The following is a 26536-nucleotide window of genomic DNA, read 5'->3' as shown; positions in this document are numbered from 1 at the left end:
GCGCGTACCTATAGCACCATGTCACGGAGCTGACAGGCGTTCGCTGTTAAGTTGTATGTCCTCCAAGAGCGCAAGGCTCAAGGTCCTGTTCCGGCGGGGAGAGACAAATGGAAGCATCAACGAACAACGTGGGGACTGTAAAAAAGTTTTTTGGCGCCATCGGAATTAGCGTTCTGGTGATCGTTTCCGTGTATTTGCTGTGGAGTTCGAGCGTTTCCGATGTCGGGCGGTTAAGGAGCGGCAAGCGGATTGAGATCCGGGCTACCAGCGGCAAGGTCGAAGTCCTGGGCACGCAGAGTCCGGACGTGCACGTGAACATCGAAAATGTCAGCGCCGAATCGGCAAAAACTGCGCGGGTAAAGATTGATCGTAATCGCAATCCGGTTCTCATTGAAATTGAAGACCTGCCGACACTCTCCACCGCAGTCGTAGAAGTGCCCAAGGACTCAAGCCTCGCGATATCAATGATGGCGGGCGAACTTCAGATTGCGAACGTGGACGGAGACAAGGTGTGCCTGCTGCGTTCGGGCAAACTGTCGATCGACGTGGGCGACCCGGAAGAATACAAATCCGTGCGCGGCTTTGTGTTTGCCGGCGATATTCACGCGCCGGCCTTCGATCGCGAAAAAGGCGGCTTGTTTCGGATGATGACCTGGAAAGGTCACGGTAAGACCATGCTGGATGCCCACGTGAGCGCGGGGATGCTGGAATTGAAGTAGCAGTTTCCAGTATTCAGGTCACGCCGGGCAAACTGAACTGCATCGGCGAGAATCGTTATTTGTTTTCGCTTGCCGGAGGCGTTGCAGCAGCTGACAGCCGGGCGATCTCGTCGAGATGTCTTCGGGCTTCGGCGATTTCCGCAGGTTTGTTCGAGAGGTGCAGGAACATCTGCAGGTGTTGCGCTGCTTCCCGGTAGTCTGGTTTCTTCAGCAGGGCCATTCCCAGCATGTATTCCAGTCGAGGGATACGATGCTCAGTATCCATCTGCAGTCCTCGACGAGCGCTCTTTTCCGCGCTGGCGAAATCCTGCAAGCAGTAGTGCCCGATCGCATTCGCGAACCAAGCCTCCGGAAAACTGACTGGATTGAGAGCGAGCAATTTTTCGCTGATGTCGGTCAGTTCTTTCCAATGTTCGGCATGGTGAGCCAGTTCCATCAGGCCGTGATAGGGGTTCACATACTTGGCGTCGGCGGCGATGGATTGTTCGAAAGAAGTGCGCGCGGCTACGAGATCATTCTTCTGCTGTTGCACGCGCCCTAGTTCAAACCAGGCAACAGCAAATCTCGGATAGAGCGCCACCGCCTTTTCGAGTGATTTCTGAGCGTCGTCCCAGTGGGCTTTCTTTTCCTGCTCTTGGCCCTTCTCCAGAGCTTTCCTGGCGGTGGAGGGAGCCTCCGCAGTCGTGGCGCTGATCGTGAATCCTTCGACGTTGGCCATGCGGTGGAGAATGATGCGACCGACATCGGCGCTCTGGTCGCCGGAAAAACGGGCGCCGAGTTCCAGGACGTCGGAGGTGAATCCTGCGAGCGAGGCTTGCAGTTCACAATCCTTCAGGTCGCGACGTTCGTTGCGTGCGTTGGCCGTGCTTTGCATCGGTGTATCCGCATCAAAGCCAATTTCACTGGTGACCGAAGCGCGGCTCCCAAACTGGAAACTGAAACTCCCGTGTGAATCGGTATGAGTCTCCGGGCGTCGTTGTCCACGGCATATTGTTTGGATCATCGCTGGTTCCGTTAGCGGACTGCCATCCTCAACCACCACCTTCCCGCTCAGAAAGATCGTAGTGTTGGGCGAAAAGTCAGGGGCGGTAACTCGTGGACGGCTGGGCGTCCGGCGCCCAACTTGGGCGGAAGCAATCAAGGTGGTCGAAACGACGATCAGGCTGGATATAGCGAGAAGGCTTTTCATGGACGCCCCCACGGCAGCAACATTGGGAGGAATTGTACTCCCGATGGAATCGCCCAATTGTCAATTTATTGTCTGGGGCGCGGTGCAGGGCTACCAACTGAAGGCCTAGTTGGGCTTGCGGAACTTGCTGTCGGCGAGATAGCGCAGCATGATGGCGTCGGACGCGTTCTGCATATGCTGCTGCTTTTCCGTTTCGGGTACGTGGGGCACGGGATCCTGCCGCAGGCTCTGGCGGAGCTTCTCGCCCATCTCGGAGCCGCTGGTCATGACTTGCATGTAGAACCACAGGAAGTGGCGCATCTGGTCGAGCGCCGATTTCAGCACATTCAGTGATTCCATCTCGGGGGGATCGGAGAGGGCTTCCATCAGTTCGGGATCGTTGGGCGCCTGCATGGCGGCACAGTTCAGTTCACGCTGGATGGCGCGCAGGTCTTCGGTAACGCGCAGGATGCGTAGGTGGATCTCGTCCATGCTGGCGCGGTTTTCGCGGTCCATGAGGTCCTTTCCAATTTGCAGGCCCGCAGTCGGGCCGATCTTGCAGGTACGGCCGCTTCGCGGCTCTATCTGTTCCGGCTTGATCACCTTCGCATCTGCTGCCGCAGGCGAACAGATTCCCCGTGTGCATGTGCTTCCGTAATTGAAGAAATGGGATTTCTAAAAGGCACGCCGGGCGGGCGTTTTCATGCGGTTTGGCGGGCTTGTGCGCGGGCCAGCGAGGCTTGGGCAGTCCGAATGCCGGGTACCCCTACGATCCTTAGGCCCTGAACTGGCGATTCAACGGCCTCGACGAGCGCCATGATCATCTGCTCGAGAGTGACCAGTCCGAGGCGCTGGGCGCCTTCCCGAGTGAACGGCAAAGCCTCCATGACCTTGTAGAAGGGCAGGAGCGCGTAGGGCCACTTGTGGCCGGGGCCGAGGACATACCAGGGGCGCAGAATTGTGGCGTTGAGGCCGCGCTGCTTGATCAGGGCTTCGCATTCGGTGCGCACGGCTATGTAAGCCTTCATCATGGGCGCGGGGTGCGCGACGCTCAGGTAGACGAAATGGGCGATCCCGCTGTCCGCGGCAGCATTGATTGCCTCGCGGGCGGCGACCAAGTCGATGGACTGGAACTCGGCAGCCTTGGCGGGCGATGGATGGGCGACTCCGACCAGGTGAATGAAGGTGTCGGAGGGGCGTATCAGATGTTTGTAGGTATTGGCATCGAGAGCGTCGCCAGAGACGACTTCGCTTCCGCTCGGCAGGTTACCTTTGGACGCCGGACGGACCAGACCGCGGACGCGGTGGCCACGGTGCAAAAGGGCGGGGATCAGGGAACTGCCCATGTAGCCCGTTCCGCCCGTAACGAAAACTCGACGGGACTCAGCACATTGGGGAAGCTGTTTTACCTTGAGCAACAACCGGATGTCAGAAATCGAAGGTGGCACTTTCTTAGTACACTCCGCAGGGCTTTTTGGATTCTCAAAAGCGAGACAAGAAGTTTACCGCGGATTCGACTCGCTGTGATACAAACGGGGCGCGATGACGACCACGATCCCGAATCCAAAGGCCGGACTGGTGCGGGCAATCGGGCGCTGGAGCCTGGTCGCGCTGACCGTGAACTCGATGATCGGCAGCGGCGTGTTCGGACTCCCAGGAACGGTGGCTGCACTGCTGGGAAAGGAAAGCGTTCTGGCGGTGCTGATTGCAGGAGCCGCGATCGGCGTCATCATGATGTGCTTCGCAGAGGTGGCATCGCAATTTTCGGAAGCGGGCGGACCATATCTATATGCCCGCACCGTTTTCGGGCGACTCGTCGGCTTGGTGGTGGGATGGACTTTCTACCTCGCGCAGTCGGCGGCGCCGGCTGCGAATGCCAATTTGTTTGTCATCTACCTGGCGGAGTTCTGGCCGGGGGCAAAGGCTGCGCGATTCTTAATCCTGACGGCTCTGGTGGGATTGCTGGCCCTCATTAATATCCTGGGCGTGCGTGCGGGGACGCGAGTCAGCAACATCTTCACGATAGCCAAACTTCTTCCATTGCTGATGGTGATTCTGGCAGGTGCGGCGGTCACGATCTTTCATCCGGCTCCGATGGCGCCAGAAGGACCGCTCGCGACCAGCGTCTGGTTGAAGGCGATGGTGCTGCTGGTGTTCGCCTTTGGCGGGTTCGAGACTGCGTTGGTGCCGCTCGGGGAAGCGAAGAATCCGAAGCGCGATGTGGGATTCGCACTGCTGATGGCGCTGATCGGGTGTATCGCGATCTATGCCTTGGTGCAGTGGGTGGTGGTGGGAGTTCTGGGTAGTGGAGCGACGACGGACCGTCCTCTGGCAGAAGTTGCACGGATCGCGATGGGAAATCGCGGTGCTGCGCTGGTGGCCATCGGCGCTCTGATCTCGGTGTATGGATACCTTGGCGCAAAGCTTCTGTCCATGCCGCGCACCACATTTGCTCTCGCCGAAAGTGGAGATCTGCCTGGGCCGTTTGCGTGGGTGAGCCGCCGATTTCATACGCCTTGGCTTTCGATCCTTGTATACGCCCTGACAGTTTGGGGGCTGGCGCTTTTCGGCAACTTCTCCTGGAACGTCACGCTCTCGGCAGTCGCACGATTGTTTTACTACGGAGTCGTTTGTGCTGCGCTCATCGTGTTGCGCTACAAACAACCGGGGGTGGCGCGGTTTCGCATCCCGGGAGGGCCATTGCTGGCGGTGATTGGAATCGGACTTTGCATCGCGATGTTTGGGCAGGTGGACTTGAGCCAGTCGCGGATTTTGAAAGTGACGGTAGGTGCCGCCCTGCTGAATTGGGTGTGGGTATGGCTGCGTGACCATTTGAAAACGGCTGCGCAAGCCTGACTTGTCCCGAGGCCTGTGGCAGTGTTAGCCTCAGCGCCGATGAGATTCCGATCCCTGGTGTGGTGCTGCCTGGCCCTGCTCCCGGCGAATTTTTGTTTTCTGATCGCGCAGGAGTCGAAAACTTCCGCAGCGGAATATTTCGTCGAAAAAAATGTTGCCGTTCCGATGCGCGATGGCATTGTGCTCCGGGCCGACGTACTTCGTCCGCAAGAGTCAGGCCAATATCCAGTCCTGGTTTACCGCACTCCATATGGAAAGGACGCCGCGCAGGAGGACTACACAACGTTTCGCCATGGCGTTGAGCGTGGGTACGCAGTCGTGGTCGTCGACGTGCGTGGCCGTTATCACTCGGATGGTCAGTTTCGGCCGTATGAAAACGAGGGGCGTGACGGCTACGACACGATCGAATGGGCAGGCACGCAGCCATGGTCTAGCGGTGCAGTCGGAACTTTCGGGCTCTCGTATCCCGGGGCAGTGCAGTGGCTGGCGGCGGTGGAAAGTCCTCCTCATTTGAAGGCGATGGTTCCGGCGATGACGTTTTCTACTCCGCAGAATTTTTTCTATGCGTGGGGAACGTGGGACCTGTCCTGGATCGAGTGGATATGGGACAACATCGCGTGGGACACGCGGGTGAAGAAAGACCTGCCAGGACCGCGCACGAATGATGAAGCGCTGGCCACATGGAAGGACGAAGGCCGGAAGATGCTTGCGACAGTTCCGCTGCAGGACGTCGAGGCTCTGAAGAAGGTTGCTCCTTATTACTTCGACTGGTTGCGGCATCCGGCAGAAGATCCGTGGTGGGACTGGAGTGAACTGCGCAATAAATACGGCCGCAATCCCGCGGCGGTCCTGAACCTATCGGCGTGGTATGACGACAACTATGGCCCCGAGGGCGCGACCACGAATTTTGCTGGTTTGCTTAAGGAACGTTCCGGGGAAAAAGATCCGCGCACGCACGTGCTGTTGGGTCCGTGGGTGCATGGGGTCGACAACACTGCGAAGACACGTTCCGGGGAGCGCGAGTTCGGAGCCTCGGCCGCAATTAACTACGACGACGTTGTATTGCGCTGGATGGATCACTATCTGAAAGGCGCGGACAACGGCGTGGAGCGCGAGAAGCCTGTCCGTTATTTCGTCATGGGGAGGAACGAGTGGCGCGAATCCGATGTGTGGCCGCCGGCAAGTGAGAAGACCTCCTTCAAATTGAATGCGGCGAAGAATGGGGCCCATATCCGCACTCTGGCGACCGGTTCAGCGGCGAGTCAGGAGACATTCAGCGAATTTGTTTCCGATCCGGCGCATCCAGTCGTGAATGCCTACGCTTCGTCCGGCGGACACGACTATCGCAAGTTGGTCGATCGCGAGGATGTTCTGACGTTCGATTCCGCGCCGCTCGAATCCGATACTGAGGTTACCGGCCCCATTTCTGCGCATATGTTCGTTTCCTGCGATTGCCGGGATATGGATGTCTGGGTGCGCCTGTTGGATGTGGCCCCGGATGGCACGGCGTTCAATCTGATGAGTCCGGGACTCGATGTTCTGCGTGGCAGTTATCGCGATGTGGCTCACGGAAGGCAATTGCTGGAACCCGGGAAAGTGTATGAGCTAACCCTTGATCACCTGATTACCAGTAACGTTTTTCTGAAAGGCCATCGCATGCGGGTGCAGGTGTTTGGCAGCTTTTCGCCGAACTTCTCGCGAAATTTGCAGACCGGGATGTCGGAAGTGACGAGTGCGAAGATGAAGCAGGCTCGCATTCGGGTGTATCACGGCGGCGCGCGGTCGTCCGAAATCGTTTTGCCGGTGATTCGCTAGCGCCGTCACGTTGTTGTGAAATGCTTGATTGAGCGGAGGGCTCTTGTTCAAGTCCGGTCTTGTATTTCTTCTTTTCCTCGCAGCCAGTCTTAGCGCATTTGCCCAGCGTGAGCCCGTCCTCAAACAGATTGACCTGCCTCATTCTTATTACTTCCGCGAAATGTATTTGCCGCAGTTGACGACTGGTCCGAGTGCGGCGACATGGTCTCCGGATTCGAAGAGCCTGGTGTACTCGATGGCGGGGTCGCTGTGGAAGCAGGAGGTGGGCTCTACAAAAGCGGAGCAGCTCACCGCCGGTCCGGGCTATGACTATCAGCCGGATTCGTCGCCGGATGGGCGCTGGGTGGTGTTCGACCGTTACGATCACGACGCGGTGGAGTTGTGGGCACTCGATCTACACAGTGGATATGAGATGGCGCTCACTTCGGGCGGCGCTGTGAATCTCGAGCCGCGCTTCTCGCCTGACGGAAAGCGGCTGGCATTTGTGTCGACTTCCTACAAAGGCCACTTTCATATTTTTGCCGGCAGCTTCGAGGGCGGCAAACTCAGTGATGTCCAGCAACTCACTCCAGAGAATGTGAGTGCTTTGCCTCGCTACTACTACAGCAGAGTCGATCACGAGATCAGTCCTGTGTGGTCGCGAGATGGATCGGAAATCCTTTTCATCTCCAATCGCGGACATATTCATGGAACCGGCGGATTCTGGAGAGTGAAGGCACAGCCCGGGGCGGAGGCTCGCGAAATTCATTACGAGGAGACGACGTGGCGTGCGCGTCCGGACTTCTCGCCGGACGGCACACGGATGGTCTATGCGTCCTATCTGGGACAGCCCTGGCACCAGTTGTGGGTGATGCCGTCCGCGGGTGGCGATGCGCTGCCGATTTCTTATGGAGACTACGACAATACGAATCCACGATGGTCGCCCGATGGGACGAAAATCGCTTTCATTTCGAACCGCAGCGGAAATACTTCGCTCTGGGTGCAGATGATTCCGGGCGGCGCGCAGACTCAAGTCGCAGCTCGCGAGCGCAAGTATCTGAAGCACATGGGACAGTTGTCTCTGGGCATCGTCGGACCGAACGGAAAACCGGTGGCCGCACGGATATTTGTGACTGCGTCAGACGGCCGGGCCTATGCGCCCGATAGTGCCTGGATGCATGCCGACGACAGTTTCGTGCGCTCCGAGCGTCCGTTCGAAGCGCACTACTTCGACACCGCGGGGAATACGAAATTTATGGTGCCCGCGGGGCCGGTGAAGATCGGCGTCATGCGAGGATTCGAATTTGGATTCGAACAACGAACCGTGGGAGTCGTCGCGGACACGATTTCGGCCGTCACGGTTCATTTGCGGCCAAACATTCCTTATGAGCCCGCGGAGTGGGTCAGCGGCGATGTGCACGTCCACATGAATTATGCGGGCACGTATCGCAACACTCCGTCACATCTCATCGAACAGGCGGCGGCGGAAAATCTGGCGGTGATTGAGAATCTGGTCGTTAACAAAGAGCAGCGCTTTCCGGATATCGCCACTTTCTCGCCGAAGATGGATTCGGCTTCGAATCTCAATCATCTCTTGTTGCACGGGCAGGAATTCCATACGAGTTATTGGGGACATCTGGGCCTGCTTGGGCTGAAGAACAATCTCATTCTGCCGGGCTATGCCGGATATCCCAACACGGCGGCTTCGAGTTTGTATCCGGCAAACCTCAACGTAGCCGACATGGCGCATGCGCAAGGGGCACTGGTGGGATATGTGCATCCGCTGGAGAGTGTGCCCGACCCGTCGAAGGACGATCCTCTTAGTTACGAACTACCCGCTGACGTTGCTCTTGGAAAGGTGGACTACATCGAGGTCGTCGGCTTTGCGGATCATAAGTCGACAGCTGAGGTCTGGTACAAACTGCTCAACTGCGGGTTCCGTTTGCCGACCGCTGCGGGCACGGATTTTATGGGCAACTACGCGTCTCTTCGTGGCCCAATCGGACTGAACCGGGTGTATGCGCAAGTTAAACCGGGTCCGTTGAAGATCGGGCCGTGGCTCGCGTCGATCAAAGCTGGACGAACGTTTGCGACCAACGGTCCGCTGCTGTGGTTTGAGATGGGAGGGAAGACTGCGGGCGAAGAGATTCAGCTAAAAGGCAAAGAGACGAAGCAGGAAGTGCCATTCAAAGTTGGACTCCGGTCTATCGTGCCGCTCGACCATTTGCAAATCGTGTGCAACGGGAAAGTGACGCGGGAAATTGAGTTGAAAGGCGATCGCAAGGCAGCGGATGCTTCGGGCACAGCCGCGCTCGACGGCAGCGGGTGGTGCGTTCTGCGGGCCTATAGCGACAAGGCCGAGTATCCGATCCTGGATCTGTACCCGTATGCCACGACCAGCCCGGTGTATGTGTCGATGGCTGGAGCGCCTCTGCACAGCCCGGCGGATGCAGCCTATTTCGTTGCATGGGTGGATCGGCTGATCCTGGCTGCAAAGAGCAACAAGTCCTGGAATACCGAGGCGGAGAAGCAGTCGGTGATTACGGCTTTTCAAGAGGCTCGCAGCAAGTACGAGGCGTTGTCACACTGAATCCGGCAGTGGCTCAATTTTGAGGTTAGCCTCTGCCTGCGGACTCAAAATGACCAATACCAGGATCCCAGTGAGTTGCCTGCTGTGGCCGAAAGGCGTTACGCCCGTAACACATTGTGTGACTTTGTTAATGAGACTCGGATGAGTACTTTGCTAGCATCCCGGCATGCTCTATACGACCGGGGGAGTCTGTAGATTTTCTCTGTCTCGATTGGCGTCGCTTTTGCTGTTTGCCGCCATTGCAGCGCCTTGCGCTGACCATCCAAACGATTCCATCACCAGCACCCAGCCGACGGTGACTTCGGTTACCCAGATCACTCGCGACGGCATGAGCAAGACCAACCTGTTGGCGGATGAGTCAAGCCTGTATGTCACGGAATGGCCGGCGGCGCGTCATCTGGTCGCGCGCGTTTCGTTGCAGGGCGCGGACCGAGCTGTCATTTCCAATGCATTTTCGAACGTGCAAGCACTGGATATCTCTGCTGACCGCTCCAAACTCCTAGTGGCCCCGATTCAGGGTGGCGCGGACAGCGAATTCTGGACTCTGCCAACCCATGATGGGACTCCCAAAAGAGTCGGTGAGATGACTGGCCGCGATGCGGCCTGGTCCGCCGACGGCCAGCAATTGGTGTTTGGCAAAGGGTCGAAACTCTACCTGGCTAAGGCCGACGGATCATCGGCCCACGAACTGTTTACAGCGACGGGATCGGTGTTTGGAACTCGATTCTCGCGCGACGGAAAGCGCATCCGCTTTACGGTTGGGAACGCAGATCAGAATGCTACTTCGATCTGGGAAGTGGGCAGCGACGGATCGAATCCGCATGCCGTGCTCAGCAAATGGCAGAGCGGCAACGAGGCGTGCTGCGGCAACTGGACCGCCGATGGCCGCTACTACATTTTTCAGGTGAACCAGAGCGCGCCGACTGCGATCACCACACTTTGGGCACTCGCCGAGTCCGGTTCAACGGGGATTCCGGTACAACTGACGCGCGGACCGATGTCGTTCGGGAACGCTTCTCCGGCAGCCGACAGCAAGAAAATATGGGCGATCGGGGTGCAGCCCTTTGGCGAAGCGGTGAAGTACGATGCCGCCACCAAGGGTTTCGTGCCGCTGTTGTCCTCGGTGTCAGCCACGGATCTCAACTACTCGCCTGACGGCAAGTGGGTGGCTTTTGTCTCGGTTCCGGACGCCACGCTATGGCGGTGCCGGGCTGATGGCAGCGAAAAAGTCCAGCTCACCAAGGCGCCCGAACGAGTGGCGTTGCCTCGGTGGTCTCGCGATGCCAGTCGAATTGCGTATGTGAGCATGGAGCCCGGCAGTCCGGCCAGAATTTCGATTGTCTCGAGAGCTGGGGGAGATGCCCAGGACATGCTCAAAGAGAGCCGCGGACAGATCGACGCGAACTGGTCGGAAGATGGCAATCACATCCTGTTTGGCTACTTCCATGACACGGCCGACCTTGATATTCGCATGATCGACCTGAAGACGCATCAGGTGACGACGATCCCCGGGTCGCAGGGATTGTTCAGCCCGCGATGGTCTCCAAACGGAAAATACATCGCCGCACTGTCGCCGGATTTCACGAAGGTGATGCTGTTCGATTTTCAAACGCAGAAGTGGTCCGTCTGGTTGGCCGAGCCCGCTGGCGCGGTGAATTATCCAGACTGGTCAGCCGATAGCCAGTATTTGTACTTCGACGATCTGGTCACTGACGAGGAATCGATTCGCCGAGTGAAAGTCGGGGAAAGCCATGCCGACCGAGTGTTCAAGCTGGAAGGGATCGAGCGCTATTCGGGTCCGTTTGGCCTTTGGAGCGGACGCACAGCCGATGGTTCCTGGATGTTCGTTCGTGATCGCAGTACGCAAGAGGTGTATCAGTTAAGCGTAGTACTACCCTAAGACTGACGACGAGGTCGTGTGACTTATGTCGAAGTGTCTCGCTAAGGTCGGACACCAAGAGATCGGACTGCGGTTGTTGTCGCTCGCCGTCATGGTGACGGCGGCCTGGCTCGTGAACCCTCAACCTCTACGCGCACAGACGGTCGACCAGATCGCCGTGGAGAGAAAAGTTGTCGCGCGAGTCGAACCGGAATATCCAGAAGCTCTGAAGCGCCTCTACATCGGTGGCGTCGTGAAGGTGGAGGCAGTGGTCAGCGCCAGCGGTGCGGTGGAGAGCACACAGTTGCTCGGAGGAAGCCCGATCCTCGGCCAGTCCGCGATGAAAGCCATCAAGCAATGGAAGTTCGCACCCTCTGCCGCCAAGGAAAAGCTGGTCGTGCAAGTGGGGTTTGATCCGCACCGGTAGCCGGCGTTTCCTGAAGCAACCGGGTTTCGTTTTTTGATTTCGGCGAATTACGAGATCAAAACTGATCGTAGAACTTGAGCGCCATCGCCCCGTGTGTGGCTGCGCCACCGGCACGCAGGGCCGCGGCAATCAACGAGCTTTCGGTGATCTCTTCACGAGAGGCGCCCGCTGTCTTCGCGGCCTTCACATGCGCCTCGATGCAATACGGACACTGCGTGGTGAACGCAACCCCCAATGCTATGAGTTCGCGGTACTTCCTGGGAATGGCGCCGTCTTCGCGCGCAACAATCTTGTCCAGGTTGAGCCATGCGGTGAATTCGGTGGGCGCAAGTTTGCTCATCTCCTTGAGGAATCGTAGGTCGGCCGCATCATGATAGTGTTCGCTCATATTCTCCTCTTCGTTACAAAGATGTCAGCTACTTTGCCATGAATCCGTTCAATGCAACAACGTCTGGCGTCCTACCATTTACCCGCGTGAGCGCCACCGTCAACGTGGATCACTTCTCCGGTGATGAATGGAGCCCGCACCAGGAACAGGGCGGCGTCAACGATCTCCTGGACCGTGGCCAACCGCTTGATCGGGTGCAGTCCCTTTAGAAATTCGTGGTTTTCGGGTTTATGCATCGGCGTGTCCACGATGCCCGGTGCGATCGCATTGACCCGGATTCCCTCGGCTGCATATTCAATCGCCAGGCCGCGCGTCACCGCGTTGAGGCCGCCCTTGGTCAAGCTCGTCAGCGCTGCGGTTACTCCAGCAACCGGTTGCTGGGCCAGTGTCGTACTGATCGTGATGATCTGACCCCCGCCGTGCTTCTGCATATGGCGGGCGGCCGCCTGCGACATGTAGAAGAAGCCAGCCAGATTGGTTGAGAGTACGCGCTCGAAGTCTTCAGGCGTGTAGTCGACAAATGGCTTGGGCACGAAGATACCCGCGTTGTTGATGAGCACATCGACCGTGCCGAATCGTTGCTCCGCTTGTCGGATCACATTCTGTGCGGTGGACGCTTCGCCGACGTCGCCATCGACAAGGAGCAGGTCGTCGGATGGCACCAGCGTGCCAGCGGTTGTGATGTGGCGCGAGTTTGCGACTACGTTGAAGTCTTCCGCGAGGAATCCGCGCGTGAGTCCGAGACCGATGCCGCTTGAGGCTCCGGTAATGAGTGCCGTATGTTTGCGATTTCTGTTCATGCCTACATAGATGGAACGGGCCGGAGCCAGGATTCGCCTGCTGTGCAGAATCGGGTTACCATTTGGAAAGGCGTTGCCAATGGTGAAGAGACGGAAAAGCAAAGTGCTGCCACCGCCCGCGGAGTGCCCCTTGAGTCAATGTATGCGTCTGCTCGCGGGGACATGGACCGCCCATGTGATCTGGTATCTGCGGGAAGGGGAACGCTGCTTCACGGAATTGCAGACCGACATCGGCCGAGTCTCGGCGAAGATGCTCACGACCCGGCTTCGCAAGCTCGAACAGAATGGAGTGATCGAGCGGATCACACGGCGAACATCCCCGCCGACCGTCTGGTATTCGCTGACTCCCGTCGGACTGGAACTGTGCGCCGCGCTCACGAATGTTGTTGGCGTCGCCCAGCGGCTGCAAGGGCGGCAGCTCTGTCCGTAGAGGGCCCGTTTCGTACGTTCTGCCGTGTGGTTTACAATCCCCCCTCACACTTTCATTTGTCCGCTTCGACGGTGGTCTCACTTCAAGGAGAGTTCATGGCAAAGGATCTAAACGGCAAAGTTGCAATTGTTACTGGCGGGACTTCAGGGATTGGCCGCGACGCCGCCATTCTTTTCGCTAAGGAGGGCGCCAAGGTGGTGGTTGCCGGCCGCCGGGAAGTGGAGGGCAAGGAAACCATGGACCTGGTCGGTGCCGAGGGCGGCGACGGCCTGTTCGTAAAGACGGACGTGTCAAAGACTGCCGACGTGCAGGTGCTCGTCCAGAAAACGGTGGAGAAGTTTGGCCGCCTGGATATCGCGTTCAACAACGCCGGGGTCGAGGGCGCATGGACTCCGATCGTCGATCAGAGCGAAGAAGCCTGGGACAGCACCATCAACATTAACCTCAAGGGCGTGTGGCTATGCCTGAAGTACCAGATCCGCCAGATGCTCAAACAGGGAAGCGGCGGAGCGATATGCAACATGGCGTCAGTCGCGGGATGGATCGGTTCCGCGGGAGCGGCCACGTATTGCGCGAGCAAGCACGGCGTGATCGGCCTGACCAAGTCCGCCGCGCTGGAAACCGCTCGCAGCGGAATACGAATCAACGCAGTGTGCCCGGCAGTGATTGAAACGCCGATGGGAGAACGCATCTTCGGCGCGCCAGAAATGAAGAAGTATGCCCTCGGACTTCATCCCATCGGCCGCTTTGGAACTCCGATGGAAATCGCGGAAGCGGTCGTCTGGATGTGCTCAGACAAGGCTTCGTTCATGACTGGGCAATCCCTGATTCTCGACGGTGGATTTCTGGCGGGACCGAACTCGCCTGCGTAGAATCAGCTTTAATCGGTTAGATCTCCGGAGGAATGATGGCGACAGCCACGGTACCTGGAAATCCGGTAAAGACCTCGTCCAGCCTGCCCGGACGGCGTTTCGATCACGTCTTTTTTTCGACAATGGCCGCGCTCATTCTGGTTACGGTGTTTGTTGGTTTTGCGCACACCTACTATCTTGCGGGATTGGTTCGTGCGCCTCTACCTAGCCTGATTATTCACTTCCATGCGATCGCATTTTCCAGTTGGATACTCTTGCTCATCACCCAGACGTCGCTTGTTGCAGCGGGCAGAGTGGACATTCATCGCCGTCTCGGGATCGCGGGGTTCATCCTTGCGTGCGCGATGGTGATCCTGGGAGTGATGGCGGCTACTGATTCGCTTGTCCGGGAAGCTGGGCCGCCGGGCAGAGACGTGAAATTCTTCTATGTCATTCCGATGTCAGCGATTCTGATGTTCGGCACGCTGATGGTGTTCGCGTATCGCAATCGATCGAATCCCCCGGCGCACAAGCGGCTCATCTTGATTGCAACGATTGAGCTATTGGTGGCCGCCATCGCTCGCTGGCCCTTCTCCATGGTCTACAAGCATGCGGCCGTGGCGACACGGTTTTCCTATCTCTTCCTGTTGGCCTTGGTGGCCTATGATTTGTGGTCGACCCGCAGAGTCCATCGCGCGACGCTATGGGCGGGCGCGTTCCTGGTATTTATGTCGCAGGCGAGATTCCTGATTGGGCAGACCGCCGCCTGGCACTCGTTTGCGGGTTGGGTGCAACAAATAGCCCGCTAGGCCACGGCGCACCGCGGTGTCTGACGATCAAGGCGTGAATTTGAAAATGACTCCGCAGCCTGCAGGATTGCAGTTCAAGTCCCCGCCGCCGGATGCAGCACCATAGATGTTGCCGGCGGCATCCTGGATGAGTGGTCCGGGACCAGCACCGTCTGCGCCACCAGTGAAGGTGTGGAGCACCGTTTTGTGCCCCGACGGATCGAGCTTGAAGAGCGTGCCTCCGGTGTCGAGAAAACCAGTGGTTCCATAGAGACTCCCGGCCGCGTCCATCACCATGCCGCCTGCACGGGCGCCGTCTGCGCCGCCAGCGAAAGTGTAAAGCACAGTCTCTTTGCCATTCGTGTCCAGCTTGAAGATGACTCCAGGGTTGCCGGGAAACAGACTGGAGAACGTGGTTCCGTACAGATTGCCGGCGGCGTCCCGGATTAAATTGTTCCAGGGTTGATCGCCATCGGTGCCACCGGTGAAGTTGTAGAGGACGGTTTCGTTCGCTGCCGGATCGATCTTGAACACGGTTCCGTGGCCCAATGCCCCGCCAAAGCCGGTCGTGCCATACAGGTTGCCGGCCGCGTCCCGAAGAAGAGGTCCCTGAGGATACTCGCCATCCCCTTGCCCGGTTGGAAACGTGTGCAGCACGGTGTAAACCCCTTTGGCAAGGCGAAATGCTGTTCCGTGGTCAGCCGGCCCACCGAGTGTCGCGGTTCCGTAGAGCGCGCCTGTGGCGTCTCGAATCACGCCAAATTGAGGGAAGGATCCAAACAGGGCGCTCTTTCTTCCGAAGCGGAAAATAATGGTTTCCTTGCCCGCCTGGGTCAATTTGAAAATAATTCCGCATTGCCCGCCGCAGGCTGGATTCGTCCTGCCGCCGCGTGGAGTGGTGCCATAGATATGGGCGCCGGTTTTGTCGACGACCGGTCCCCAGACGGGCCACCAGCCGTCGGGCGTGCCCGCAAAAGTATGGAGCAGCGTGAAATTGCCGTGGGTGTCCACTTTGAATACAGTTCCGAAGTTGTCGGGCACGCCGCCGTGCATCGCCATCCCGTAGACGTTGCCGGCCGGGTCGAGTGCCACCGGCCCTATGGGCTGAAATCCCTGGGAGAGATCGGAGAAGGTGAAGAGCACGCTGAAAGTCTGCGCGCCGGCGCTTGTGGTCAACAACATGAACGCTGCCACAAGCAGAATCAGGCACGCTGGACGCTGGGAACACTCCGATTTCATAACTCCACCTTGGCTTTCGGACCATGACGCCCGACAACGCCAGTCGGGGGGAAACACAGCATTCTCGGACGGGGGCTGTCCAAGTTGTGCCCGCGGACGCCAAGCCAGCCGATGCTACGCCGCGGACTACGGGTAGTCAATTTGTAGAGGTTGGAACTGCGGGCGTCCGCAGAAACCTTGCAAGACGCCCGAAGCGATTTGCGATTGAAGACTAGACTCCTGCACCTTGCTCCATCGCAAGCAACTGCTCCTTGCGCTCAAGCCCCCAGCGATAGCCGCCGAGTTCGCCGTCTTCGCGGACCACGCGGTGGCAGGGGATCGCCACGGCAACCGGGTTGGTTGCGCAGGCGCGGGCTACGGCGCGAGTGGCTTTCGGCATGCCGATCTTCTTGGCTACGGCGCTGTAGGAACGAGTTTCTCCACGCGGGATACGTTGTAGCGCTTCCCAGACGCGGCGCTGGAAAGCCGTCGCGCGTATGTCGAGGGGAATCGAGGGATGTGCATCCTGATTCGTCCCTTCAATCAGGCGCTCGAGTTTTTCGTGCCACTCGGCCATGGCTTCGTCATCGCGGCGGCGAGTCGCGAAAGGGAACTCGCGCATCAGGCCTTGCTGGAGTTCGGCTTCGCTGTCGGCGAACTGGATCGCGCAAATACCTTTGTCAGTGGCGGCGATCAGCATCGGTCCCAACGGAGATTTCGCGATCGTGAAACGCACTACGGCCGCAACCGCTCCCCGGCGATATTTTTCCGGCGTCATGCCGAGTTGCGTTGCGGTGCGCTCGTAAAGGCGGCTGCTGGAGCCGTATCCAGCGGCATAGAGAGACGTGGTGACGGAGTGCCCGGCCTGGAGGTTGTGCTTCACCTGGCGCAGGCGGACCGCGTCCATGTAGGCCTTGGGCGAAACGCCGAGCACGGACTTGAAGGTGCGCTGCAAGTGGAACGGGCTGCGTCGAAATTCCTTAGCCAGTCCAGCGAGGGTCAGGCGGTCTTCGATATTCTGCTCAATGTAGCGGCAAACGGAGCGTACCAGTGCGGCCTGCGGATTCCCGTCAATTGCCTTCGGACGGCAACGCAGGCAGGCGCGGTATCCTGCCTTTTCGGCCTCCATCGGGCGCTCGAAGAAGCTTACGTTTTCGCGGCGCGGTCGCCGAGAGGGGCACGATGGACGGCAGAAGATTCCGGTGCTCGCGACAGCGAATACAAAAGCGCCGTCCAGTGCGGAGTCGCGGTCGGTAACAGCTTGCCAGCGGCGGGTGTCGATGGGATTCGTTTTCATGACTGCTGCCTCGGAGAGTATCGCATTGGTTGCCATGCAGATAACATAGGGCAGGACGGCCGGAACGGACTATCCGATTGTTGCGGTCAAAACGAAATCGGGAATGCAGCGATAGCTTCGGACTGGGATCACCATGGGATCGACGAGATCTTTATGCGAATATGGATGGCCGCGTTATTCTGCTTCTTGCCCTCTCTAGCTATGAGCCAAGTAAATACAAACGATTGTTCCCCGGGAGCGGATAACATCACGGCCACACGGGTAACCCGCGACATCCCACTCGATGCGAGGCATCCCGCTCCAGAATGGCAAACGGCGCAAGGCGTTTCGTTCTGCTCGGATTGGCAGGGAAAGAATCCGGATGCAGAACGGCAGACGGAAGTCCGTTTGCTGTGGACGTCGCAAACGCTCTACCTGCGTTTTGAATGCCGTTATCGGGAATTGTTTTTGTTTGACGACTCGGATGCGAGCGGCCGTCGCGATCAGCTCTGGGATCGCGATGTGGCGGAGACATTCCTGCAGCCGGATCCCTCGCGGCCTCGCTATTACCGCGAATTGGAAGTGAGTCCGAACGGGATGTGGGTGGATCTGGATATTTTTCCCGAGGGGCGTCGCGATCTCAAAAGCGGCCTGCAGAAATCGGTGTGGCTGGATTGGGAACATCACACCTGGGCGGCGGAGTTGGCGATTCCGATCAAGGCGCTGACCGATCATTTCGATCCCACGGCAGAATGGCGCGTCAATTTCTTTCGCGTCGAAGGACCGCGGGAGCCAAGATTTTATGCTGCATGGCGAGCGACCGGAACGCCGGAGCCGAATTTTCACGTGCCGTCGGCGTTTGGAAAGTTGCGGTTTTCGTATTGAGGAAAACTAGAAGTGCTTATCCGCGAAGTCGCGGAGAGTCCGCAGAGGACGCAAGGAAAAACCGGGTAACCCGTCACAGCAAAACGTGGCGCCTTCGTTTACTATTTCACGTTCAATGGCAAGCAATTCAAATTTAGCGAGGAGCACTATATGTTGAACTACCGTCGTACTGGGATGTGGTTGATGGTTTTTGTGGCGTTGGCCTTGAGCCAGGCTGGCGCGCAGATTCTTGCCGGCGATGCGTTGAAGAAAGTCGTTCCGAGCGGATATTTCTTTGCCAGCCAGAGCGCACAGGTGCAAGTGCGCAACTCGGTGGCCGCCAAGACTGCCGCCGGACATATCGTCGCCGCCGGCATGGTGGATACCTCGGGATACTCGACCTCGATCCAGGAAAAATATCAGGGCTTCTTCATCACCGAAACCAAGGTGACGTTTGACGGAGGTTCGCTGGAGCCGGGTGCCTATGGTTTTGGATTTAAAGACGGAAAGTTCCTGGTCATGAATATCGCGGCTACGGATTTGTTCTCTGTCGCGACCAAGGCCGATGATCAGCAGAAACACCCCGTCCCGATGAAGTTGGAAAAAGACGGCGACGGATACCGCCTGTATGCCGGCAAGAACTACGTGGCGTTCAAAGCAGAATAGCTAGAAAACAGTTCTCGGTTCTCAGTTGTCAGTTCTCAGTAAGCCCGTTCCTCATCTCCGGTGGAGGCTTTTGACTCTACTGAGAACTGAGAACCGGGAACTGAGAACTGTCTCAATGCGACAGTGGCTGATTCGAGCCTAGCAACAGGCCGATTCCTGCGCGCCTGCGCAGCTCCGAGAGCAATGCGGCGGCGGCGTTGATGTAGGTCTTGCTGGGATCGGAAGTGTCTGCCCACACTGCCGCGTAGACGATCTGAGCGGCTTCTTTCACGTCCATGTGAAGCGTGGCTTCCAGGCGATCCGCCTGCTGGCGCAACTCGCCGTAGCAGGTGTGGCACACGGCCGCCGGCTCAAAGTCGGTGGAGTGATTCTGTTCAAGCACGCAACGGAATGTCGCGGCTGCGTTGATCTGGGTGTGCGACGCGAAAGCTTGCGACTTCAGTTCCCGCAGAAACTTCTCGCGCTCATCTTCTAACGGGGCGCTGGATTCCGCACTGGCCGCGACCGGAGCCACCGGCAACGGTGGGACGGCGCGCGGCGATACTCGCTCGGCCGTCTTGCAGATCGGGCAGGCGTCGATGTCCGCGGGATAGTAGGCCCGGCAATTGGAGCAGGGTAGTCCATAGCCAACCGCCTTGGGATCTGGCGAAGCCCCGAGTACACGCGGTGGATGCTCCCTGCCAGTTCGTTCCGCGGTGATTCCGGCTGGAGTGGCGGTTTTTGCCTTGGCTTGTTTTGCGGCAGTAGTTTCCATCGTTGCACCCCTGCGGTACAGCCGAGCTTCTGAAACGCCTTGCTATCAGCCATTTTAGGGCGGTTAGGGCTGGGGGGCGACGCACGTCAGTGCATATTTGGAGCCTGCCCACTGGGACAATGGCCGGTCGCTACTTAGAGGCGGTAATCAGCTTCACGACCTCCTGCATACGGGCCCGGTAAAGGTCCTGCGCGGGGTCCATGTGGGAGGCGATTTCAAGCTCCGAGAGAGCTTCTTCGTAGCGGTTCAGGGCCACCAGGCAGGCGGCCAGGGAATAGTGGTTTTGCGCGCTATGGTCGAGGCGCAAGGCCTGACGAAATTCCGTTTCTGCCTCGTCCAGTTGCTGGACATTCACGAACGCGGTGCCAAGATAGTGATGGGCGAGCGCGGAGTCCGGGTTAAGGGTCACCGCCTTGCGCAGAATCACGACTGCTTCTTCGTCTCTGCCAGACAACAGCAAGGCCTGACCGAGAACGCGATGTTCGGCCGCTCCAGTCGGATTGGCACGGATGGCGGCCTGCAACTCATGAATCGCAGAAGCGTAATCGCGTTTCGACATGTAGGCACGGGCCAGGCAATTGTGACCGCCGTCCCATTCCGGATTCTGTCGTGAAAGCTCCTGAAATTCTGCGACCGCGCTGTCAAAGTTGTTCTGATCGCAATACGTGTTCCCGAGATTGTTGCGGACGCTGGCTTCCTGCGGATTCAGTCGCTTGGCCGCGCGGTACTCGGTGACGGCATCCTCGAGTTTTCCCATATCGTGCAGGACCACGCCCAGGTTGCTATGCGCTTCCCAGAAATCAGGACGCAAGCTGAGCGCGTGACGATACGCAATCGCGGCGCGCCGCAGATCGCCCTGGTCGCGCAACGTGATTCCCATGTCGTAATACACGTCTGCGTTGGCGGGTTCGCGATCGAGTGAATGCTGAAAGGCGTTCAGGGCTGCGTCGTACCGTCCGCCAGCATAAAGGGCCAAGCCGAGATAGCGATATGCTTCAGCGTTTCCGGGATCCATGCTCAGGGCTGTGCGCGCTTCAGAAATTGCGTTTGCGGAATCGTCGTCGCGGTAGAACAGATAGGCAAGCTGGTTATGTGTTTCCGGGAAGCCGGGCATCAGCTTGGCGGAGTCGCTGAAGACGTCGAACGCTTCCTCGAAACGGTTTTCCTGACGCAAAATCGTTCCCAGAACAAACTGTGCCCACGGGTTCTCGGGATTGTTCTGAATAAAGGAGCGGACCTTACTTTCCGCAACGTCGTATTTCCGCGCACGGACTAAATCAGCAATTCCGGCGGCCGGACTGGAACAGTTACAGGCTGGATTGGCAGTCGATTTTCTTGTTGAAGCGCGATTCGCGAGGGAACTGGTCGCGGTCTTGTCGGCCGCGCTCCTGCAGGCACTCGCTGCGTGGCACGACAAGCTGTGCTGCTGCGTGAGGCGCTCGATGCGGGGTGCCGAAATGCCCCCTGCTTGCCACCAAAAAAGAGCGTCTGTCGACGTGGTTGAAGGAGTCTGGTCGGCGAACGAAATACCCGCCAGCGCGATTACGATCCAACCCAGGAGACAGCGATTCACGAGAACCTCCACCATTGCGCCACAACGGCCTGTGGCAAAAATAGTCCGCTGCGCGGTCGGACGATAGGTCACGGAAGTAATCAGTCAGGCAGATTCTGTCTGGCGCCGCGACCGCCGTGTTCGGATTGCGATACAATTTATGAGATTTAGAAGTTGGCCATCCGGAGTCATAACCGATCTTGCCAACAATGACTCGTATGTTTCGCTGTTCCAGTAAATTCATTTTTCCCACTTCGTGAAACAAAATATCGAAACAATACTTAGGAGGAGTCTGTGCGTAGCTGGATAGTGGTGAGTTTTCTTTGTTTTCTATTTGCGGTATCTGCATTCGCGGATCAGGTCACGCTCAAGAATGGCGACCGTTTGACCGGGTCGATCAGCAAGTCCGACGGCAAGGAACTGGTCATCAAGACCGACTATGCCGGAGATGTGACCGTGAAGTTCGATGCGATCCAGTCCATTACCTCGGCAGGTGATCTGAACGTTTTCATGGGCGACAAAACAGCGGTCGGTCCGGTAACGACTAATGGAGACAACATCGTGGTGGCCACCCGGTCCGCCGGTGCGGTGGAGGCGCCGAAGGCTTCGATCACGACGCTGCGTAGTCCCGGCGAACAGGCTGCCTACGAAAAGAGCCTGCATCCCGGCTTCGGAGAAGGCTGGAACGGTGGTCTGAATCTCGGTTTCGCGCTCACGCGCGGCAATAGCGCCAGCAAGAATCTCAATATTGCTTTCGCAGCCACGCGGAAGGGATTCAAAGACAAGCTGTCTCTGTACTCGACCTCGGTGTATGCCACCAACGACAAAGAGGGCGCGTCGCCATCGACCACTGCGAATGCGATCGGCGGCGGGGCTCGTTACGACCGCGATTTCGCGCCGCGAGTGTTTGGGTTCGTCAACGGTGATTTTTATCATGACGAACTTCAGCACCTCGACCTGCGCTCGGTCTTTGGTGGTGGAATCGGCTGGCATGCGATCAAGAGCGAGAAGACCAGCCTCGACTTGCTGGCCGGCGTCAACTACACCCACGAGAGCTACGGTGCGTTCCTGCTTGGCGACGGTACGCCGGTGGGCGCAGTTTCGCGCAGCCTCGCCGGTCTCACGTTGGGCGACGAGTTCACACACAAATTGTCGAAGAGTACGGTGATCACGCAGAACCTGTATTTCTATCCCGACCTGACCAATACGGGAGAGTATCGCGGGACCTTTACATTCGGGACCGTGACGAAGATCAACAAGTGGCTCGGCTGGCAGAATACATTCGGAGACATCTACGTCAGCCAGGTCCCGGCTGGGACAAAGAAGAACGACATCTTGTTCTCCACTGGTCTCAACTTCTCATTTGCTCACTGAGAAGTCGCTTTCTGGGAAGAAGAGCAAGGCGGTCGCTAGGGAGGACGGAGTTCCACAACTCCTCCCGTCCCCGCCCAGAATTGCCTAGTCTCGAATAAAGTCGGTACAATGAAGCGGCCGCTGTTTGGTAGCAGAAGCCGCAAAGCACGTATAGGCCCGTAGCTCAGTTGGTTAGAGCGCCTCCCTGACACGGAGGAGGTCGATGGTTCGAGTCCATTCGGGCCTACCAAACACTCTTCCTGCCTGTGATCTCCCACCGGTGATCGTTGTTGCATCAATCTTGACCCGTACGTGATTGCACTCGTGGTGTCCATCTCCTGAATTAGACGCCTGTTGTCAAAGACTTGGAGGGGTATTCCAACCCTCCGGGCACCCTGCGCTGTGATACCGATCACTGCGATTCCGGACGATCCGTTCCATGTTGTAAGAAGGATGCATCCGCACTGGACAGAGGCACGAGTGTGCTGAACTTGACTGGGAGCGTGTTGCCCGTCCTGGAAACATCCGGAAACTTCGAGTTGCCGGCGGCACGCTACTTGTTTTCGATTGTAGTCGCAGGGCTAGTAGTGATGTTCGTCATGTGGCGCCTTCAGCGCCGGGAGTGGGAACGAGCCTGCGCATCCCTGAAACAAGCGAAGGAAGCGACCCAGCAGTTGGAGCGTGAGCGCAACACGGCTCAGAACGAACTCTTTCGCCGCCTGTTTGAAGATCGGGAATTGAACAAAGAGAAGTTTCAGTTCCAGGCTCAATTGGCGGAATACGAAAAATATTCCACGCTCGCTCAGTTGGCTTTGGGAGCGGCTCACGGGATCAACAATCCACTGCTTGGCATCCTCTCGCATCTGGAGCTGGAGCTAAAAGGCGCCACCGATCCCGAGCAGCGGTGGGAGGTCGAGCAATGCATCGCGGGCACGAAGCGTATTGCGGCTACTCTACGCGGGCTCGTCAACTATGCTCGTCCCGGCCCACTGGTATTGAGTAACCTCAACCTGCATCGTCTGATTGCCGATACGCTCGGCTTTCTCGAAGGGCAACCAGCACTCCGCGGCAAACACGCCGAGAATCGAGTCCCCGAAGACCTGCCTAATATTCTTGTGGACTCCAACCAGCTTTCGCAGGTCCTGATGAACCTGCTCATCAACGCGGCAGAAGCCACGGACAACGGTGGCCGTATTGTCGTGTCAGCGAGCAAGCTGCCCTTCGAAGAAAATATTGAAATCCGCGTGCATGACACCGGCTGCGGTATTTCTCCGGAGATTCTGCCCCACATCTTCGAACCATTTTTTACGACCAAATTAGGCAAGGGCACGGGCCTGGGGTTGAGTATCAGCCGTACGTACATCCGCAGAAATAATGGCGACATTCGAATCGACAGCGTGTTGAATCGTGGAACCACTGTGACCGTTACATTGCCCATCCGGCAGGAGGAGTCACACAAGTCGAAAGAACAGTCGGAAATCGTAGTGTAACGATTCCCAATCACCATGCCCTATTCCGCACTCATCATCGACGACGAAGAGCTGACGCTGCGAACCATCTCGCGCGGTTTGCGCCAGGATGGATTCGAAGTGTTCACGGCCTTGTCGGGTGAAGATGGCCTGAAGCTTTTTCACGAAGAAAAGCCGGACCTTATCTTGCTGGACATCGTCCTTCCTGGTATCGATGGCGTCGAAGTGTTGCGCCAGATAAAACAGGCGAATCCGACTGCAATCGTCGTCATGATGAGCGCTTATCACATGGTCGAGCGAGCCGTAGAAGCCATGAAACTTGGTGCGTTCGACTACCTCGTCAAGCCCTTCCCGCGCGATGACATGATGGCGGTCCTGCAGCGGGCAGAAGAAGTGCTGACGTTACGAGTGCGCGTGCGGGATTCCGTAGAATCCGAAAAGGGGCGCTACAACTTCGGACGCGTGATCACGCACAATCAGGTCACGATCAAGATGCTGGAGGTCGCGCGCAAGGCCGCGGAAAGCGATCACACTACGATTCTGATCCAGGGCGAGAGCGGCACCGGCAAAGGAGTGCTTGCTCGTGCCATTCACTATGCGAGTCCGCGCAGCGCGATGCCCTTGCTGGAACTCAACTGTGCCGCTCTTCCCGATGCGCTGTTGGAGAGCGAGTTGTTCGGCTACGAACCGGGAGCCTTCACCGATGCGCGGCGCCGGAAGGAAGGGCTGCTGGAGCGGGCCAGTGGCGGCACCTTGTTCCTCGACGAAATTGCAAACATGTCCGCGAGCGTGCAGGCGAAGATGCTGCGTGTCCTTGAGGAAGGAACGTTCATGCGGCTGGGAGGAACGGCCACGATCAAAGTGGATATCCGTCTGGTCGCTGCCACCAACGACCAACTGCGCAATGCCATCACGCAAGGCCGGTTTCGTGAAGACCTCTATTACCGCCTGAATGTGGTACAGCTTTACATTCCTCCGTTGCGCGAGCGTCGCGAAGATATTGTGCCGTTGGCACTGGAGATTCTCCAGCACTTGAACCACGAGCTAAAGAAAAACTTCACTGGATTCAGTCATGGAGCCGCAGACTTGCTGGAGCAATATCACTGGCCCGGCAACATCCGCGAACTGCGAAATGTGATTGAGCGCACCATGATCCTGACGCCCGAAGGAGAAGTAGAAGCGGACCACCTTCCGGAAGAAATTCGTGACCAGCATGAGGAGAAAAGAGCGGGAGAACCCTTTTCGGTGGTCGACATTTCTCCGACTGGCGAACAGTTCCTGAGCCTGCGGGAGATGGAGGACCACTACATCGATCAGGTTCTCGCTGCGACTCGAAATAACAAGACGCAGGCATCGCGCATTCTCGGGATTCATCCCACCTCACTGCAGCGAAGGCTTAAAGGGAAGTCGTCGGAATAGCAGTGCTGCTGCATTGAGGCGGACTGGGCGTCCGTTAATCATTCTGTATCAACTGAAAAGCCCCGGACTCTTCGCCCGGGGCTGAGCAGTGCATGCGAGTTTATGCGTTACCGGGTTGCCCCATAACCATCAGCTGTTGCGGTGGTGTCTTCCTCGGCAAGATATCCAGGTAGATCACGGCGTAACGGAAGGCCACGACGGCAGCAGTGATGGTTGCGAAAGTGGCTGCGAACTCTGTCCACTTCGGAATGTAGTACGTCCCCGAGGTTGCCTGCAAGCCAGTGATGGAGACATTCAGCCGGTTGGTCATGAAGCCCATCACGACCAGCGCGCAGACCCAGTACAAGTTCTGCGGAACATTACGCACTTTGTCCATGTTGAGCAGGATCACAGGTGCAATCACCAGCAGTGCGATCTCCAGCCAGAAGGAGAGTGTTTCTTCGCGCCACATCCAGAGGTAGGGCAGGGCATCGCGGTTAATCAGATCAATCGCCCGGAACAAGCCATAGACTCCGAGCAGTGGTGCAATTACCCAGCTTACGTCGCTCAGGATATTCATGTCCACACGAACGTTCAGCGAGCGCACGCACAGGTAGATCGCCATGATGGTGACTGCCAATCCAGCCGGGATCGCGGACAGATAAAACATCGTGGTCAGGTGCGGTGTGTACCAGAGCGGATCGAGTCTGCCTTTGGTGATCAGGTACAGTCCGCCGAGGAATGATTGATGCATGGAAGAAAGCAGTGTGCCGACTACCACCAGTGCGATCAGAATGCTGTGATGCCAGCGCAGGTATAACTCGCGCGCTTTCTTCCAGGGAATTTTCTCTACCAGCGCAGGAGAGAACTCCAGTGCCAGCACCGAGCTGTAAAGCATCACGCACCAGGAAACCTCAAACAGTACGGAATGCCGGTTCCACATGAAAATCGGGTGCCAGATTCTCCAGGGCAGCCCGAGTTCGTACAGCATGCCGATCATGACGGTGGAATATCCCAGGAACGAGATGAGTACGGCCGTCCGCAAGATCGGGCGGTAGCGCTCAAAGCCCAGAAGGTACACGGCTGCGGCAATCGCGAACCCGCCGGCCGATAAGCCAACGCCGCACAGCGTTCCTAATCCAACCCAGAGGCCCCAGGGCTGAGGATCAGTAAGGTTGGTGGAAGCTTGAAAGCCGAGCGCGAATCGCGCATACATCGAATAGATACCAGCAGCGAAAATCAACGCAACGATTGTGCGCCAGAGACTGATCTTTGGAAATCGAGTGGTGGTCATGG

General features: G+C 57.8%; 24 protein-coding genes and 1 tRNA gene. 15 read left to right on the top strand and 10 right to left on the bottom strand.

Translation table 11 applies throughout. The features are described 5' to 3' along the window. The first annotated feature begins 107 nt into the window (after positions 1 to 107). Positions 108 to 719 (top strand): hypothetical protein, encoded by a 612-nt coding sequence (locus HY010_19775; protein ID MBI3477979.1) that lies wholly within the window; start codon positions 108 to 110, stop codon positions 717 to 719. Between the two features lie 55 nt (positions 720 to 774). Here the strand turns inward: HY010_19775 and HY010_19770 are convergent, their stop codons facing one another. The 3 genes from HY010_19770 to HY010_19760 form a co-directional block, all read right to left on the bottom strand. Continuing rightward, a complete protein-coding gene (locus tag HY010_19770; GenBank protein MBI3477978.1) occupies positions 775 to 1908 on the bottom strand; it encodes a tetratricopeptide repeat protein in 1134 nt (377 codons plus the stop codon). A gap of 105 nt (positions 1909 to 2013) precedes the next feature. After that, positions 2014 to 2490, bottom strand: a complete 477-nt coding sequence (locus HY010_19765; protein MBI3477977.1) for a hypothetical protein — start codon at positions 2488 to 2490, stop codon at positions 2014 to 2016. A 98-nt stretch (positions 2491 to 2588) separates the two neighbouring features. Next, positions 2589 to 3233 (bottom strand): NAD(P)-dependent oxidoreductase, encoded by a 645-nt coding sequence (locus tag HY010_19760; GenBank protein ID MBI3477976.1) that lies wholly within the window; start codon positions 3231 to 3233, stop codon positions 2589 to 2591. A gap of 196 nt (positions 3234 to 3429) precedes the next feature. Between HY010_19760 and HY010_19755 the strand changes: the two genes are divergently transcribed. From HY010_19755 to HY010_19735, 5 genes are all read left to right on the top strand, one after another. Next, on the top strand, positions 3430 to 4743 hold the full coding sequence (locus HY010_19755) for an amino acid permease (protein ID MBI3477975.1): 1314 nt from the start codon (positions 3430 to 3432) through the stop codon (positions 4741 to 4743). A gap of 39 nt (positions 4744 to 4782) precedes the next feature. Then, positions 4783 to 6558, top strand: coding sequence for a CocE/NonD family hydrolase (locus HY010_19750; protein MBI3477974.1), 1776 nt, complete (start codon positions 4783 to 4785; stop codon positions 6556 to 6558). Between the two features lie 43 nt (positions 6559 to 6601). Further along, positions 6602 to 9127, top strand: a complete 2526-nt coding sequence (locus tag HY010_19745) for a CehA/McbA family metallohydrolase (GenBank protein ID MBI3477973.1) — start codon at positions 6602 to 6604, stop codon at positions 9125 to 9127. A gap of 211 nt (positions 9128 to 9338) precedes the next feature. Continuing rightward, a complete protein-coding gene (locus HY010_19740; protein ID MBI3477972.1) occupies positions 9339 to 11027 on the top strand; it encodes a PD40 domain-containing protein in 1689 nt (562 codons plus the stop codon). A gap of 25 nt (positions 11028 to 11052) precedes the next feature. Then, complete coding sequence (locus HY010_19735) at positions 11053 to 11433, top strand: energy transducer TonB (protein ID MBI3477971.1); 381 nt, start codon at positions 11053 to 11055, stop codon at positions 11431 to 11433. Between the two features lie 55 nt (positions 11434 to 11488). Here HY010_19735 and HY010_19730 read toward each other — a convergent pair whose 3' ends face one another. Both HY010_19730 and HY010_19725 read right to left on the bottom strand, forming a co-directional pair. Further along, entirely contained in the window at positions 11489 to 11821 is a 333-nt protein-coding gene (locus HY010_19730) for a carboxymuconolactone decarboxylase family protein (GenBank protein MBI3477970.1), read from the bottom strand. Between the two features lie 71 nt (positions 11822 to 11892). Next, on the bottom strand, positions 11893 to 12621 hold the full coding sequence (locus tag HY010_19725; GenBank protein ID MBI3477969.1) for an SDR family oxidoreductase: 729 nt from the start codon (positions 12619 to 12621) through the stop codon (positions 11893 to 11895). Positions 12622 to 12700: 79 nt separating this feature from the next. On the opposite strand from HY010_19725, the gene HY010_19720 reads away from it, so the two are divergent. The 3 genes from HY010_19720 to HY010_19710 all read left to right on the top strand — a co-directional run bounded on the left by HY010_19720 (position 12701) and on the right by HY010_19710 (position 14711). Further along, a complete protein-coding gene (locus HY010_19720) occupies positions 12701 to 13051 on the top strand; it encodes a helix-turn-helix transcriptional regulator (GenBank protein ID MBI3477968.1) in 351 nt (116 codons plus the stop codon). A gap of 95 nt (positions 13052 to 13146) precedes the next feature. Further along, positions 13147 to 13923, top strand: coding sequence for an SDR family oxidoreductase (locus HY010_19715; protein ID MBI3477967.1), 777 nt, complete (start codon positions 13147 to 13149; stop codon positions 13921 to 13923). Between the two features lie 35 nt (positions 13924 to 13958). After that, positions 13959 to 14711 (top strand): hypothetical protein, encoded by a 753-nt coding sequence (locus HY010_19710; protein MBI3477966.1) that lies wholly within the window; start codon positions 13959 to 13961, stop codon positions 14709 to 14711. A gap of 27 nt (positions 14712 to 14738) precedes the next feature. Here HY010_19710 and HY010_19705 read toward each other — a convergent pair whose 3' ends face one another. Both HY010_19705 and ada read right to left on the bottom strand, forming a co-directional pair. Then, a complete protein-coding gene (locus tag HY010_19705; GenBank protein MBI3477965.1) occupies positions 14739 to 15929 on the bottom strand; it encodes a hypothetical protein in 1191 nt (396 codons plus the stop codon). A gap of 211 nt (positions 15930 to 16140) precedes the next feature. Next, the gene (gene ada, locus HY010_19700; GenBank protein MBI3477964.1) at positions 16141 to 17205 is read right to left on the bottom strand and encodes a bifunctional DNA-binding transcriptional regulator/O6-methylguanine-DNA methyltransferase Ada; all 1065 of its coding nucleotides are present in this window, start codon (positions 17203 to 17205) and stop codon (positions 16141 to 16143) included. A 153-nt stretch (positions 17206 to 17358) separates the two neighbouring features. Between ada and HY010_19695 the strand changes: the two genes are divergently transcribed. Together HY010_19695 and HY010_19690 are read left to right on the top strand one after the other, a co-directional pair. Next, positions 17359 to 18069 carry a carbohydrate-binding family 9-like protein gene (locus tag HY010_19695; GenBank protein ID MBI3477963.1) on the top strand — a complete coding sequence of 237 codons (711 nt, stop codon included), beginning with the start codon at positions 17359 to 17361 and terminating at the stop codon, positions 18067 to 18069. 150 nt (positions 18070 to 18219) lie between these two features. After that, the gene (locus HY010_19690) at positions 18220 to 18714 is read left to right on the top strand and encodes a hypothetical protein (protein MBI3477962.1); all 495 of its coding nucleotides are present in this window, start codon (positions 18220 to 18222) and stop codon (positions 18712 to 18714) included. A gap of 112 nt (positions 18715 to 18826) precedes the next feature. Here the strand turns inward: HY010_19690 and HY010_19685 are convergent, their stop codons facing one another. Both HY010_19685 and HY010_19680 read right to left on the bottom strand, forming a co-directional pair. After that, complete coding sequence (locus HY010_19685; GenBank protein ID MBI3477961.1) at positions 18827 to 19468, bottom strand: hypothetical protein; 642 nt, start codon at positions 19466 to 19468, stop codon at positions 18827 to 18829. Between the two features lie 130 nt (positions 19469 to 19598). After that, a complete protein-coding gene (locus tag HY010_19680) occupies positions 19599 to 21041 on the bottom strand; it encodes a tetratricopeptide repeat protein (protein ID MBI3477960.1) in 1443 nt (480 codons plus the stop codon). Between the two features lie 273 nt (positions 21042 to 21314). Between HY010_19680 and HY010_19675 the strand changes: the two genes are divergently transcribed. The 4 genes from HY010_19675 (at position 21315) to HY010_19660 (ending at position 25261) form a co-directional block, all read left to right on the top strand. After that, positions 21315 to 22394: a DUF481 domain-containing protein gene (locus tag HY010_19675; protein ID MBI3477959.1), complete on the top strand. Its 1080-nt coding sequence runs from the start codon at positions 21315 to 21317 to the stop codon at positions 22392 to 22394. A 152-nt stretch (positions 22395 to 22546) separates the two neighbouring features. After that, a tRNA-Val gene (locus HY010_19670) sits at positions 22547 to 22623 on the top strand. Positions 22624 to 22855: 232 nt separating this feature from the next. After that, on the top strand, positions 22856 to 23863 hold the full coding sequence (locus HY010_19665) for a hypothetical protein (GenBank protein MBI3477958.1): 1008 nt from the start codon (positions 22856 to 22858) through the stop codon (positions 23861 to 23863). Positions 23864 to 23878: 15 nt separating this feature from the next. Then, positions 23879 to 25261, top strand: a complete 1383-nt coding sequence (locus HY010_19660; GenBank protein ID MBI3477957.1) for a sigma-54-dependent Fis family transcriptional regulator — start codon at positions 23879 to 23881, stop codon at positions 25259 to 25261. 100 nt (positions 25262 to 25361) lie between these two features. Here HY010_19660 and nrfD read toward each other — a convergent pair whose 3' ends face one another. Beyond that, positions 25362 to 26534, bottom strand: a complete 1173-nt coding sequence (gene nrfD, locus HY010_19655) for a polysulfide reductase NrfD (protein ID MBI3477956.1) — start codon at positions 26532 to 26534, stop codon at positions 25362 to 25364. Positions 26535 to 26536 lie beyond the last annotated feature (2 nt).

Source organism: Acidobacteriota bacterium (genome assembly GCA_016196065.1).
Classification (GTDB): Bacteria; Acidobacteriota; Terriglobia; order Terriglobales; family Acidobacteriaceae; genus Acidiflorens.
This window is presented reverse-complemented; position numbering and strand designations above follow the sequence as displayed.

Bases quoted from the DNA above. Each gene is read 5' to 3' on its own strand.
- HY010_19775 (MBI3477979.1), top strand. From the start codon at position 108: ATGGAAGCATCAACGAACAACGTGGGGACTGTAAAAAAGTTTTTTGGC.
- HY010_19760 (MBI3477976.1), bottom strand. From the start codon at position 3,233: ATGGGCAGTTCCCTGATCCCCGCCCTTTTGCACCGTGGCCACCGCGTC.
- HY010_19720 (MBI3477968.1), top strand. From the start codon at position 12,701: ATGGTGAAGAGACGGAAAAGCAAAGTGCTGCCACCGCCCGCGGAGTGC.
- HY010_19725 (MBI3477969.1), bottom strand. From the start codon at position 12,621: ATGAACAGAAATCGCAAACATACGGCACTCATTACCGGAGCCTCAAGC.
- HY010_19770 (MBI3477978.1), bottom strand. From the start codon at position 1,908: ATGAAAAGCCTTCTCGCTATATCCAGCCTGATCGTCGTTTCGACCACC.
- HY010_19685 (MBI3477961.1), bottom strand. From the start codon at position 19,468: ATGGAAACTACTGCCGCAAAACAAGCCAAGGCAAAAACCGCCACTCCA.
- HY010_19750 (MBI3477974.1), top strand. From the start codon at position 4,783: ATGAGATTCCGATCCCTGGTGTGGTGCTGCCTGGCCCTGCTCCCGGCG.
- HY010_19730 (MBI3477970.1), bottom strand. From the start codon at position 11,821: ATGAGCGAACACTATCATGATGCGGCCGACCTACGATTCCTCAAGGAG.
- HY010_19660 (MBI3477957.1), top strand. From the start codon at position 23,879: ATGCCCTATTCCGCACTCATCATCGACGACGAAGAGCTGACGCTGCGA.
- HY010_19755 (MBI3477975.1), top strand. From the start codon at position 3,430: ATGACGACCACGATCCCGAATCCAAAGGCCGGACTGGTGCGGGCAATC.
- nrfD (MBI3477956.1), bottom strand. From the start codon at position 26,534: ATGACCACCACTCGATTTCCAAAGATCAGTCTCTGGCGCACAATCGTT.
- HY010_19710 (MBI3477966.1), top strand. From the start codon at position 13,959: ATGGCGACAGCCACGGTACCTGGAAATCCGGTAAAGACCTCGTCCAGC.
- ada (MBI3477964.1), bottom strand. From the start codon at position 17,205: ATGAAAACGAATCCCATCGACACCCGCCGCTGGCAAGCTGTTACCGAC.
- HY010_19715 (MBI3477967.1), top strand. From the start codon at position 13,147: ATGGCAAAGGATCTAAACGGCAAAGTTGCAATTGTTACTGGCGGGACT.
- HY010_19690 (MBI3477962.1), top strand. From the start codon at position 18,220: ATGTTGAACTACCGTCGTACTGGGATGTGGTTGATGGTTTTTGTGGCG.
- HY010_19705 (MBI3477965.1), bottom strand. From the start codon at position 15,929: ATGAAATCGGAGTGTTCCCAGCGTCCAGCGTGCCTGATTCTGCTTGTG.
- HY010_19695 (MBI3477963.1), top strand. From the start codon at position 17,359: ATGCGAATATGGATGGCCGCGTTATTCTGCTTCTTGCCCTCTCTAGCT.
- HY010_19735 (MBI3477971.1), top strand. From the start codon at position 11,053: ATGTCGAAGTGTCTCGCTAAGGTCGGACACCAAGAGATCGGACTGCGG.